This window comes from Streptomyces cyaneus, assembly GCF_004028635.1.
In the GTDB taxonomy this organism is placed as follows: domain Bacteria; phylum Actinomycetota; class Actinomycetes; order Streptomycetales; family Streptomycetaceae; genus Streptomyces; species Streptomyces cyaneus.
In genome coordinates this window covers 202,579-215,157 of the sequence record NZ_RQJW01000011.1, presented here as the reverse complement: position 1 = coordinate 215,157, position 12,579 = coordinate 202,579, and the positions used below count along the sequence as shown (strand labels likewise).

General features: G+C 71.4%; 8 protein-coding genes. 2 read left to right on the top strand and 6 right to left on the bottom strand.

Annotation, left to right across the window (positions count from 1 at the left end):
• Positions 1 to 14: 14 nt before the first annotated feature.
• The 3 genes from EHO50_RS34810 to EHO50_RS34800 all read right to left on the bottom strand — a co-directional run bounded on the left by EHO50_RS34810 (position 15) and on the right by EHO50_RS34800 (position 6,082).
• Positions 15 to 1,460 carry an aldehyde dehydrogenase family protein gene (locus EHO50_RS34810; RefSeq protein WP_128435228.1) on the bottom strand — a complete coding sequence of 482 codons (1,446 nt, stop codon included), beginning with the start codon at positions 1,458 to 1,460 and terminating at the stop codon, positions 15 to 17.
• A 349-nt stretch (positions 1,461 to 1,809) separates the two neighbouring features.
• A complete protein-coding gene (locus EHO50_RS34805) occupies positions 1,810 to 3,489 on the bottom strand; it encodes a PucR family transcriptional regulator (protein ID WP_128435227.1) in 1,680 nt (559 codons plus the stop codon).
• Between the two features lie 181 nt (positions 3,490 to 3,670).
• A complete protein-coding gene (locus EHO50_RS34800) occupies positions 3,671 to 6,082 on the bottom strand; it encodes a type IV secretory system conjugative DNA transfer family protein (RefSeq protein WP_128435226.1) in 2,412 nt (803 codons plus the stop codon).
• A gap of 250 nt (positions 6,083 to 6,332) precedes the next feature.
• On the opposite strand from EHO50_RS34800, the gene gabT reads away from it, so the two are divergent.
• Both gabT and EHO50_RS34790 read left to right on the top strand, forming a co-directional pair.
• On the top strand, positions 6,333 to 7,667 hold the full coding sequence (gene gabT / locus EHO50_RS34795) for a 4-aminobutyrate--2-oxoglutarate transaminase (RefSeq protein WP_128435225.1): 1,335 nt from the start codon (positions 6,333 to 6,335) through the stop codon (positions 7,665 to 7,667).
• A 221-nt stretch (positions 7,668 to 7,888) separates the two neighbouring features.
• Positions 7,889 to 8,722, top strand: coding sequence for a phosphatase PAP2 family protein (locus EHO50_RS34790; protein ID WP_246101716.1), 834 nt, complete (start codon positions 7,889 to 7,891; stop codon positions 8,720 to 8,722).
• Here EHO50_RS34790 and EHO50_RS34785 read toward each other — a convergent pair.
• The 3 genes from EHO50_RS34785 to EHO50_RS34775 form a co-directional block, all read right to left on the bottom strand.
• Entirely contained in the window at positions 8,661 to 10,460 is a 1,800-nt protein-coding gene (locus EHO50_RS34785) for a chitinase (RefSeq protein ID WP_164905034.1), read from the bottom strand. The genes EHO50_RS34790 and EHO50_RS34785 overlap by 62 nt on opposite strands.
• 103 nt (positions 10,461 to 10,563) lie before the next feature.
• Positions 10,564 to 11,016 (bottom strand): hypothetical protein, encoded by a 453-nt coding sequence (locus tag EHO50_RS34780; protein WP_128435223.1) that lies wholly within the window; start codon positions 11,014 to 11,016, stop codon positions 10,564 to 10,566.
• Between the two features lie 135 nt (positions 11,017 to 11,151).
• On the bottom strand, positions 11,152 to 12,579 hold the full coding sequence (locus EHO50_RS34775; protein ID WP_128435222.1) for an NAD(P)/FAD-dependent oxidoreductase: 1,428 nt from the start codon (positions 12,577 to 12,579) through the stop codon (positions 11,152 to 11,154).

Below are 12,579 nucleotides of genomic sequence, written 5' to 3'. Positions count from 1 at the left end.
GATCCCGAATCGGCTCAGAGAGCGAGGCCGGTGAGAACCATCACCCGCTCATACGTGTAGTCGTCCATCGCGAACTTCACGCCCTCACGACCCACACCGGACTGCTTGGCGCCGCCGTACGGCATCTGGTCGGCGCGGTAGGAGGGCACGTCACCGATGACGACGCCGCCGACCTCGAGGGCGCGGTGGGCCCGGAAGGCGGTCTGCAGGTCGTGGGTGAACACACCCGCCTGGAGGCCGTACTTGGAGTCGTTGGCGGCAGCGAAGGCGGCGGCCTCCCCGTCGACCTTCTGCACGGTGAGGACGGGCCCGAAGACCTCCTCGCAGGCGAGGGTGACGTCGGCCGGTACGTCGGTGAGGACGGTCGGCGCGTAGGAGGCACCGTCGCGCTTGCCACCGGCGAGGAGGGTGGCTCCGGCAGCGACAGCCTCGTCGACCCACGTCTCGACACGCTTGGCGGCGTCCTCGCTGACCAGCGGCCCGACGTCGGTCGCGTCGTCACCCGGGTCACCGGTGACCTGGGCCTCGACGGCGGCGACGATGCGCGGCACAAGCCGGTCGTACACGGAGGCGTCGGCGATCACCCGTTGCACGGAGATGCAGGACTGGCCGCCCTGGTAGTTGGAGAAGGTGGCGATACGGGTGGCGGCCCAGTCGAGGTCCGCGTCCGAGGCGAAGTCGGCGAGCACGACCGCCGCGCCGTTGCCGCCCAGCTCCAGGGTGCAGTGCTTGCGCGGCACCGAGTCCATGATCGCGTAGCCGACCTTCTCGGAGCCGGTGAAGGAGATGACCGGCAGACGCTCGTCCTGGACCAGGGCGGGCATACGGTCGTTCGACACCGGGAGGATGCTCCAGGACCCTTCCGGCAGCTCGGTCTCGGCGAGGAGCTCACCGATGACGAGCCCGGAGAGCGGGGTGGCCGGGGCGGGCTTCAGGATGATCGGCGCGCCGGCGGCGATGGCCGGGGCGATCTTGTGGGCGCACAGGTTGAGCGGGAAGTTGAAGGGCGCGATGCCGAGGACGACGCCCTTGGGGAAGCGCCGCGTGAACGCGAGCCGCCCCTGACCGCCGAGGTCGGTGTCGAGCCGCTGGGCCTCGCCGCCGTTGAACCGCCGGGCCTCCTCGGCCGCGAACCGGAACACGGACACGGCACGGCCGACCTCGCCGCGGGCCCACTTCATGGGCTTGCCGTTCTCGGCGGAGATCAGCCGGGCGATCTCCTCGGTCCGCTCCACGAGCCGCCTGCTGACGTGGTCGAGCGCGGCGGCCCGCACGTGGGCCGGGGTCGCGGCGAAGTCGTCGCGGACGGCGTACGCGGCGGCCACCGCCTCCTCGATCTGCGCGTCCGTCGGCACACTCACCTTGCCGACGACCCGCCCGTCCCACGGGGAGGTCACATCAAAGCTGTCCTCGCCGCTGACCTGGCGGCCGGCGAGCCAGAAAGCGTGGGTGGAAGTCATGTGGATTCCCGGCCCTTCCGCGTTAGGGGTGTCCTGGTGTGTTGGGGTCCACGGTAGGGGGGCGGGGACGGAGGGACGTTTGTCCGCGATGTAGTGGTGGGGGCAGGGGGTGCGCCGGTTTGGCGGGGTGGGTGGTGCGGCCCGGAAATTCTCGCCCCCGCCGCCCCTACCCGTCCCGTTCCCAGGGGGCTCCGCCCCCTGGACCCCCGCTCCTCAAACGCCGGAGGGGCTGAATTCCAGCCCGTCCGGCGTTTGAGGACGAGGCCCGTTCAGGGCCGAAGCGGGGGTCTGGGGGCGGCAGCCCCCAGGGACGGGAAGGGTAGGGGCGGCGGGGGCGAGGAAAACCCGCCTACTCCCCCGAGGTCGCCTTCAACGCCAGCCAAAGCTCCATCCGCACATCCGCGTCATCCAGCGACCGCCCCAGAATCTCCTCCACCCGCCGCATCCGATACCGCAACGTGTGCCGATGCACCCCCAGATCCGCAGCCGCCGCGTCCCACTGCCCGTGCCGCGACAACCACGCCCGCAGCGAGGCGACCAGATCCCCCCGCCCCGTAGCGTCATGTTCGTGCAGCGCCCGCAGCAACCCGTCCGCGAACGCCTTCACCGCATCGTCCGCGAGCAACGGCAGCACCGACCCCGCCGCCAGCTGCTCGTGCTCCACACACACCCGCCCCCGCCGCCGAGCCACCGACAGAGCCTGCTCGGCCTGCTTGTACGCCGCCGCGGCGGCGATGGGCCCGGCCGGCGCCGAGAGCCCCACGACCAGCTCGTCCTCGCCGACGCCGCCCGGCGGCTCGGGTACGTCCCCCGCGCGCGCCGCCTCCAACGCCGCCGCGTAATCCGCACATGCCGCCACCGCCGCACCCCCGTCCGTGGCGAGCACCACGAGCCGCGCCGCTTCGCCCTCCCCCTCCGGCACGACGAGCACCGCCTCCCCGGCCCGGGCCGCCGCGGACTCCACGATCTCGGTGAGGGCGCCCAGCGGATCGCCGTGCGTGTCGGACGCGGCGGCCAGCACCGCGGCGGACGCCTTGGTGAGCGCCACCCGCGCCCCGGAGTCCACCACCCGCGCCGCCGACACCGGCGCCGCCTCGGCGACGATCACTCGGAACGGCGCGTCCAGCAGCCCGCCGTAGAGGTCTCCCGCCACGGCCCGCGCATGGTCCGGCTCCCCGGCGAGCAGCATGCGCAGCACCGCCGCGCCCACCCGCTGCTCGGCCGCGTGCAGCGACCGCGACCGCTCGGTGGTCAGCGTCAACAGCGCGATCGCCGAGTGAACGGCGTACCGCTCGGCCGTGCCCAGCGCCGCCGCCGTCCCCACGGCCAGCGCGGCCCGCGGCCGGCGCCCCGTGCCCAGGGTGTGCAGTTCGACCCGGTCCTCGTGTTCCGGCCCGCCGACCACGGACGACGCCGGCGCGGGCCGCTCCCTCAGTCGCTCCACGTCCGCCGTGAGCCGCGCCGCCCGCCGTCCCGCCCACTCGGGTGCCGTCGCGACCACGGCACCGGACGCGTCGTACAGTGCCGCCCAGCCGTCCACCTGGGACGCCAGCGCGGCCAGCAGGCCCTCCGGCCCGTCGGTCAACGCCTGCTTCGTCAGCTCCCGTTGCGCCGCGAACCCCGCCGTCACCGCCCGGTACTGGTCCGCCGCGATCGCCGCCGACACGGCCTTGCTGATGGCGAGGAACGGTGTGCGGCGCGGCACCTCCAGCAGCGGCAGGCCCTCCTCCGCCGCCGCGTCGACCAGCGCGGTGGGGATGTCCTCGTAGTTGACGCCGACCGCGAAGCCGAGCCCGACCACGCCCGCACCGACCAGCCGCCGCACATAGCGCCGCATCGCCTCGGGGTTCTCCGCGTCCAGCTTGAGCGCGGTGATCAGCAGCAGTTCCCCGCCCTCCATGTAGGGGACGGGGTCGGCGAGCTCACTGACGTGCGCCCAGCGCACGGGCACGTCCAGGCGGTCCTCGCCCGCCCGCACGGTCAGCTTGAGCGCGGAGTGGTGGACGAGCGAGGCGAGCGTGGGGGGCATGAGGCCTTCAAGTCGGTGTGATCGCGGTGATCGCGGTGATCGTGATGACCATCGGCGTGATCTCGGTGATCTCTGAAATCTCAGCGATCCTTGTGATCTTTTGGCCGCCGCGTATGAACGACCTGTGCCGATTCTGCCTCACCGTACGGTCACCGCGTGACCTGCCGCCCGGACGCCGAGGTCAGCCCCGCAGGTCCACCAGCAACGGCGGCGCGTGCTCGCCCTGGACGCTGGTGAGCGACAGCACCGCATGGCCCGGCGGCACGCCGTGCGCCAGCTCGGACGCCGACCACCGCTCCCGCTCGACCTGCTTCACGGTCACCGCGTCCGTCGTCACGGCCTTGCCGGTGACGAGCTTGCGCAGGGCGTGGATCAGGCGGGTCATCGGCTGGTCGGCGAAGACCGTGTGCTTGGCCACCTCCCGCGTCTCCACCCATTCGGTGCCCCAGGCCTGCGCGAACCGGCTGCCGTCCCATGTCGTCACGCCGGAGAACGCCATACGGCAGCCGATCGCCCCGTACAGCGGACCGTGCAGGGCCTCGGGGACGTCGCCGATCGTGCGCAGGGCGAGGACGACGCCCGCGTTCTGGGAGCGCAGCCGCTGGATCCGGCGCACCGACTCGGCGGTGACCGCCCCGGTGGCGTCGTCGAGGACCAGACAGGCGAAGTGGCGGTGCTTCCCGCTGCGTACGACCGCGCTGAACTGGGCGAGGACGAGCCTCGTCAGCAGGCGGGCGGCCTCCTCGTGGTTCTGTTCCGGGAGGTCGATACGGACCCGCAGCGGGTGATGGGCCACGGCACGCAGGGAGAACGGCCGGGTGTCACCGCCCCCGCCGAAGAACTCGGTGAAGGCCGGCCGGTTGAGGAGTGCGAGCCGGTCGGAGAGGGCGCGGCCCACATCGGCCGGGCTCCCCATCTGCCGGATACGGGCCTGCAGTTCACGGCGCATCACGGTGTCGCCGTCGGACGACAGCGCGCCCTCCAGGGCGGACAGCGCCGAGGGCTCGCCCTCCAGGAGCTCACGCAGTACCGGCAGGGTCGGGAAGCGGCCGTGCACCGCCCGGTAGGGGCCGAGCAGCTGGGCGAGCGCGGTGGCGGCGCTCTGGCTGCCCACCGTGTCGAGGTCGCCCACCAGGCCCTCGGCGAGAATGGCGGCCGCCTCGTCCGGGTCCTCCGACTCCGCGTACGGATCCAGGTCGTGGACGGAGGTGGGATCCCCGATCCGTACGACCACGTCGAACGCCGAGTCCGCGGCGAGCCGGGTGCCCGCGGCGGAGACCGCGACGACGGCGCACCGCCCGGCGAGCGCCTGCAACGCGAGCGACTCCGTCACGGGCTCGATCAGGTTCCGCGTCTTGCCCGCCCCGGACGGTCCGATCGCGAGGAGCGAGGTACCCAGCACGTCCGGGCCGAGCGCGGCGCCCACGTCGTGGTAGGCGCGCGGAGCCCGTTCGGCGGCCACCCAGCGCCCGATGCGCACCTGTCCTTCGAGCAGGTCGTGGCCGGCCGCGCGGCGGGGCAGGTCCCTGGCTCCGGAGGGGTGGGTCCAGGACGCGCCACCCTGTCGCAGCACGGTGTCGCGGAAGGTCTGGAGAGAACCGTCCTGCCGCGCCACGGTCCAGGCGTGCTCCAACCGGGCGCAGTCCACGTCGTTCATACGGTGGCCGGCCACCTCGCCGGTCAGCAGGTCGGCCGCCTCGTGCTGTCCCGCCCGCCGTAGTTCGGGCCACTCGGCGCGGGGCCGGTCCACGGCCGCAGCCGTGTTCTCCTGCGCCGCGGCACCGCGCGCGGCGAGGCGCGCCTTCACATATCCCCACCAGTCGCCGACCCGGGCGAACGGCCACACGACCAGCACGGTGACGACCGTGTACAGACTGTCGGTGAACAGCACCGAGGTGAACAGGTCGAAGCCGCCCGAGATCAGGGCGACGAGGGAGAACAGGGGGGCGACGACGGGGAGAGCGTCCCAGGTGACGCCGGGAAAGGCGCTCGGGAACACAAAGCTCAGCGTGACCAGGGCGCCCAGGGCGGCGAGCAGCGCCCGCGCGGGCTGTGGCCGGTTGCCCACGAAGTGGCGGACGACATCGGGCCAACTGCCCAGTCGGCCCATCGCGTAGACGAGCACGGCGAAGAAGAGACCGTTGTAGACGACGAGGGCCTCCTGCCCCTGCCAGTCCTTGGCCGACGCGAGCGTGCCGCCCCACCACCAGTCGTCCGGCGTGAACAGCCGCAGCACGGAGAACTGGTACGGGATGCTGCCTCGCCGCCACAGCGACCACACGAGCAGCGCCACGACCAGCGGGACGAGCAGCCCGACGACAGTGACCGGCGCCAGCCGTTCGGCACCTTGCTGCGCGGCCTTCGGCAGCCGGTATCCGAGCCGCCAGATCCCGGGCCGGGCGTCCGGCCGGGGCTCATTGAGCCAGTCGGCCACGGAACCGGGCCGTGGCTGCGCGAACCGCTCCGGCCCGCCCTGCGCACCGGGTGCCCGCGTCGGCCGCGGCGGCACCGCGGGCGCCTGAGGGGGCACCGCTGGACGCGGCACAGGCGTCGCGTGCGCACCCCGCGCGTCCTGCGTCCCGTCGCTGTCCATCGCCCTTGCCCCCTGACCAGCCGTTCCATCCGCCATCAGCGAGCCAATCTAACGCCCTCCTCTGGGGAGTTCACCGCTTACGCGGCCGACGGGGCGGAAGACGGGTCCCGGCCACGTCGGCGTCGCTATGTCCACCACGGACAACCGGACTCGCTGACAACGCCCACATGGAGCATGCCCACCCCCCGCTCCCCGCCCTAGCCTGCGAAAAAGAGAAGACAAGCATCCGCAAAACCCCCAGGAGCCCCTCATGAGCGCACTTCCGCAGGAGCGCCGCGTCGTCACCGCCATCCCCGGCCCGAAGTCGCAGGAGCTGCAGGCCCGCCGTACCGCCGCGGTCGCGCAGGGCGTGGGCTCCGTGCTGCCCGTGTTCACGGCGCGTGCGGGCGGCGGAATCATCGAGGACGTCGACGGCAACCGGCTCATCGACTTCGGCTCCGGCATCGCCGTGACGTCCGTCGGCGCCTCCGCCGAGGCCGTCGTACGCCGCGCGAGCGCCCAGCTCGCCGACTTCACCCACACCTGTTTCATGGTCACCCCGTACGAGGGCTACGTGGAGGTCGCCGAGGCCCTCGCCGAGCTCACCCCCGGTGACCACGCCAAGAAGTCCGCGCTGTTCAACTCCGGCGCCGAGGCCGTCGAGAACGCCGTCAAGATCGCGCGGTCCTACACCAAGCGCCAGGCCGTCGTCGTCTTCGACCACGGCTACCACGGCCGTACGAACCTCACCATGGCACTGACCGCGAAGAACATGCCGTACAAGCACGGCTTCGGTCCGTTCGCGCCCGAGGTCTACCGGGTGCCGGTGGCCTACGGCTACCGCTGGCCGACCGGCCCGGAGAACGCGGGCCCGGAGGCCGCCGCGCAGGCCATCGACCAGATCACCAAGCAGGTCGGCCCGGAGAACGTGGCCGCGATCATCATCGAGCCGGTGCTCGGCGAGGGCGGCTTCATCGAGCCGGCCAAGGGCTTCCTGCCGGCCATCAGCAAGTTCGCCTCCGACAACGGCATCGTCTTCGTCGCCGACGAGATCCAGTCCGGCTTCTGCCGTACGGGTCAGTGGTTCGCGTGTGAGGACGAGGGCATCGTCCCCGACCTGATCACGACCGCGAAGGGCATCGCCGGCGGCCTCCCGCTCGCCGCCGTGACCGGCCGCGCCGAGATCATGGACGCCGCGCACGCGGGCGGCCTGGGCGGCACCTACGGCGGCAACCCGGTGGCGTGCGCCGGCGCGCTCGGCTCGATCGAGACGATGAAGGAGCTCGACCTCAACGCCAAGGCGAAGAACATCGAGGCGATCATGAAGGCCCGCCTCACCGCCATCGCCGAGAAGTTCGACATCGTCGGCGATGTGCGTGGCCGTGGCGCCATGATCGCCATCGAGCTGGTCAAGGATCGCGCCACCAAGGAGCCGAACCCGGAGGCGACCGCCGCGCTCGCCAAGGCCTGCCACCAGGAGGGCCTGCTGGTCCTGACCTGTGGCACTTACGGCAACGTGCTGCGGTTCCTGCCCCCGCTGGTCATCGGCGAGGACCTGCTGAACGAGGGCCTCGACATCATCGAGCAGGCCTTCGCCCGTATCTGAGGTCACAGCAAAACCACTGGTGAACGCCGGTTCCCCGGCCCGGGAACCACATCCGCCCCAGCCCTGACACCGTCCGCGGTTCCGGCGCTGGGGCGGCGGTAGTCAGAGCGTGTGAAGAAGGTGTGCGAGGTGGATGTCAGGACGCGATTCCGTCTGTCTTACGCCCTCCCGCTGTCGTAGGTTCTAGGCAGATGAGAGATACACCCCGCCCAGAGGGGACTCTGGGTGACATCAGGCCGGGGCCTCCCCAGCTTCGACCTGGTCGTGCCCTCGCGCACACAACCGGAGCCTCCGGCTCCGGATCTCCTCACCGATCGGACAGTCGCCCGCCCCAAACCCCCCGGGGCGGCCGACCATCCGATCCGGACGGGCGCCTCGGAACCACCCCCCCTGTTCCGGGGCGCCCGACCTCCCTCTTCCTCCTTCTCGGTCTTCCGGCCCTCCTCTTCGCCCTGCTCACCTGGCAGGTCGTCGCGGACGGGCCGCTCTTGCGTGTGGACGAGCGGGTCAGCCGGGCCCTGGTCGACCCGGACCGGTTCTCCGAACTCCTGGCTGACCTGGGCAATGTCCAGGTGGCGGTCCCGGTCCTCGCCGTGGTCCTCGTCCACACCGCCTGGCGGTCCCGCCGCACTGGTACAGACCGGTGGTGGTTGCCGACCACCGCGGCTGCCGTCGTGATGGCACTGGTCCCGGCCCTGATCGTGCCCCTCAAGGAACTCACCGACCGCCCGGGCACCCCGGCCGTCCCCCCGGCGACCGGTTACTACCCCTCCGGCCACACCGCCACGGCGGCCATCGCCTACGGCGCCGCGACCCTGCTCCTCCTCCCCTGGCTGCGCAGCGCCTACGCCCGCCGCGAGCTCGTCATCGCCTGCGCGGTCGTCAACGCGGCCGTCGGCTTCGGCCTGGTCCGCCGCGGCTACCACTGGCCACTGGACGTCGTGGCCAGTTGGTGCCTCTGCACGGTGCTCCTGTCCTCGCTGTGGCTGTTCCTCAGCCGAAGTAGCCGTCGAACGTCCGCTGGAACTCCCAGCCGCCGTACCGGTCCCAGTTGATCGACCACGTCATCAGGCCGCGCAGCGCCGGCCAGGTGCCGTGGGTGGTGTACGAGCCGCAGTTCGTCTTCTTCGTCAGGCAGTCGAGGGTCTTGGTGACCTCGGCCGGCGGGACATGACCGTTGCCCGCGTTGGTCGAGGCGGGCATGCCAATCGCGACCTGGTCGGGGCGCAGGGGAGGGAAGACGTTGCTCGCGTTGCCCGCGACCGGGAAACCGGTGAGCAGCATGTCGGTCATCGCGATGTGGAAGTCGGCGCCGCCCATGGAGTGGTACTGGTTGTCGAGGCCCATGATCGGGCCCGAGTTGTAGTCCTGGACGTGCAGGAGCGTCAGGTCGTCGCGCAGCGCGTGGATGACCGGGAGGTACGCCCCTGCCCTCGGGTCCTGGCCGCCCCACTGGCCGGTGCCGTAGTACTGGTAACCGAGCTGGACGAAGAAGGTCTCCGGGGCCATCGTCAGCACGAAGTCGTCGCCGTACTTCGCCTTCAGGGTATTCAGGGCCGAGATCAGGTTGACGATCACCGGCGTCTTCGGGTTCTTGAAGTCCGTGTCGTCGGCGTTCAGGGAGAGCGAGTGGCCCTCGAAGTCGATGTCCAGGCCGTCGAGCCCGTACTCGTCGATGATCTTCGAGACCGACGTCACGAAAGTGTCCCGCGCCGCGGTGGTGGTCAGCTGCACCTGGCCGTTCTGGCCGCCGATGGAGATCAGCACCTTCTTGCCGGCCGCCTGCTTGGCCCTGATCGCCGCCTTGAAGTCGGCGTCGTTCTCGACGTTCGGGCACTCGGTCGCCGGGCAGCGGTCGAAGCGGATGTCGCCCGAGGTGACCGACGTCGGCTCGCCGAAGGCCAGATCGATGACGTCCCAGCTGTCGGGGACGTCGGCCAGGCGCGTGTAGCCGGAGCCGTTGGCGAAGCTCGCGTGAAGGTAGCCGACCAGGGCGTGGGCCGGGAGGTCCGTGCCCCCGCCGCCCGGTTGGGCGGTGGTCGTGGCCGTGGCCGTGACGGTGGCCGACTTCGCGGACTCGCCCGCCTCGTTCAGCGCGGCGACCTGGAAGCTGTACGCCGTGGAGGGCGAGAGTCCGGCGATCGTCGCCGAAGTTCCGGTCACCGTCTGGACCTTGGCACCGTCGCGGTAGACGGCGTAGCTCGTCGCGCCCGCGACCGCCGACCAGGACAGGGCGACGCTGGACGACGTGACCGTTCCGCTCTTCAGGCCGGTCGGCGCCGCGGGTGGTTGGCCTGCGTCCACGCCGGGTCCGACGAGCGAGATGTCGTCGGCGTGATAGGCGCCCGTGCCGTACCAGCCGTGGGTGTAGACGGTGACGCGGGTGGTGGAGGGGCCGGTGCGGAAGGTCGTCGTGAGCTGTTGCCAGGCGGGGGCCGACTGGGTCCAGGTGGAGACGTCGGTGGTGCCGGTGCCGCTCGCGCCGAGGTAGACGTACGAGCCGCGGACGTAGCCGGACAGCGTGTACTGGGAGTCCGGCTGCACGGTCACCGTCTGCCCGCACCGGGCGTTGTCGCTGCCGGCCGGGGTCGCCTGGAGTGCGGAACTTCCGCTGCGCACGGGTGAGTTGACGGTCGTACCGGCCGTGCAGGTCCAGCCGTCCAGGCCGGCCTCGAAGCCTCCGTTGCGAGCCAGATCGGCGTCGGCCGCACGGGCGGCCGACGAGAGTGCGGTGAGGCCGGGCAGGGTCAGGGCCGCGGCGGCGAGCAGGGCGAGAGGTCTGGAGCGATCCACAAGTGCCTCCGGACGTGGGGGAATTGGAGGGCGGAGCCGCACACAACTTGGTCCAGACCAATCTGTCTGTCAAGGGTTCAAGGGGTGCCGAGGGTTGCGCAGGCTAGCCCTCCCCCTCCGAGGCCAGCCGCGCCGCCGCCTCGTGCATGGCCAGTTCGAGGAGTGCCGGGTCGGTGAGGGTGCCGGTGCCGTCCGGTGGGATCAGCCAGCGGATGCCGCCGGTGGCGCGGCCCGGGTACGGGACGACGATCCAGGTGCCGGCCCCGGCCGTACGGATACCGGTGCCGAGCCAGCGGGCAGCCGTGCCGGGCGGCACGAAGAAGCCCATGCGCGAGTCGCCGAAGTCGACCAGGACCGGGCCGAGTTGGTCGATGATGCGGGTGAGGACGTCGAGCGTGGGATAGCCGAGCTCGGCCGGCAGGATGAGCACGTCCCAGGCCTTGCCGGCCGGGAGCAGCGCGACCCCGAGGGGGTTGCGCTCCCACTCCCAGCGGCAGGCTTCGGGATTCGGCGCAACGGATGCCAGCCACTCGACCGCCGTCTTCGCCCCTGTCATGACGGTGACCTCCCTGTTCTTTCGTGGACGCTGATCGCGTCATGAGGGAGAGGGAGGTCACTGCCAGGCATTACGCGGGTTCCCGCCACCAATTCATAGTGACCTGAGTCACATTGTCCGACTCGCGCGTCACCTTCAGCTGTCGAAGCCGAGGCCGAGTCGGTCCATCGCCTTCAGCCACAGGTTGCGCCGCCCACCGTGTGCGTCGGCCCGGGCCAGCGACCACTTGGTGAGCGCGATACCGGTCCAGGCGAAGGGCTCCGGCGGGAACGGCAGGGGCTTCTTGCGGACCATTTCGAGCTGCGTCCGCTCCGTGGGCTCCCCCGCCAGCAGGTCCAGCATCACGTCCGCGCCGAACCTGGTCGCGCCGACGCCGAGGCCCGTGAAGCCCGCCGCGTACGCCACCTTGCCCTGATGGGCCGTCCCGAAGAAGGCCGAGAAGCGCGAGCAGGTGTCGATCGCGCCGCCCCACGCATGTGTGAAGCGGATGCCCTCCAGCTGCGGGAAACAGGTGAAGAAGTGCCCGGCCAGCTTGGCGTACGTCTCCGGGCGGTCGTCGTACTCGGCGCGGACCCGGCCGCCGTACGGATAGATGGCGTCGTAGCCGCCCCAGAGGATGCGGTTGTCGGCGGAGAGGCGGAAGTAGTGGAACTGGTTCGCCGAATCGCCGAGGCCCTGTCTGTTCTTCCAGCCGATCGACGCCAGTTGCTCCGCGCTCAGCGGCTCGGTCATCAGGGCGTAGTCGTAGACCGGGACGGTGTAGGCGCGCACGCGCTTGACCAGGCTCGGGAAGATGTTCGTACCGAGGGCGACCTGGCGGGCGCGGACCTGGCCGTAGGGGGTGCGTACGGCCATGCCGGCGCCGTACGGCTTCAGGGTGAGGGCAGGGGTGTGCTCGTGGATGCGGACGCCGAGGTCCAGGCACGCCCGCTTCAGTCCCCACGCCAGCTTGGCCGGGTTGACCATGGCCACGCCCCGGCGGTCGTAGAGGCCCGCCTGGAAGGTCGGTGAGTCGACTTGGGCCCGTACCTCCTCGGTGTCCAGGAACTCGATGCCCTCGGCCAGGCCCTTGTCCCGCAGCTCCTCGTACCAGTCGCGCAGCTCCCACGCCTGGTAGGTCTCGGTGGCGACGTCGATCTCGCCCGTGCGCTCGAAGTCGCAGTCGAGGGAGTAGCGGGCGACCGCCTTCTCGATCTCGTCGAGGTTGCGGGCGCCCAGCTCCTGGAGTCTGTGGATCTCGTCGGGCCAGCGGGCAAGTCCGTTGGGCAGACCGTGGGTGAGGGAGGCGGCGCAGAAGCCGCCGTTACGACCCGAGGCGGCCCAGCCCACCTCGCGGCCTTCGAGCAGGACCACATCCCGCTGCGGGTCGCGCTCCTTGGCGATGAGCGCGGTCCACAGTCCGCTGTAGCCGCCGCCGACGACCAGCAGGTCGCAGGTCTCGGCCGTGGTGAGGGCGGGCTCGGGGTGGGGCTTGCCGGGGTCTTCCAGCCAGTACGGGACCGGCTGGGCTTCAGAGAGTGCCTTTGTCCAGTGATTGCCAGAACTCATGGCGCTTGGGGCCAT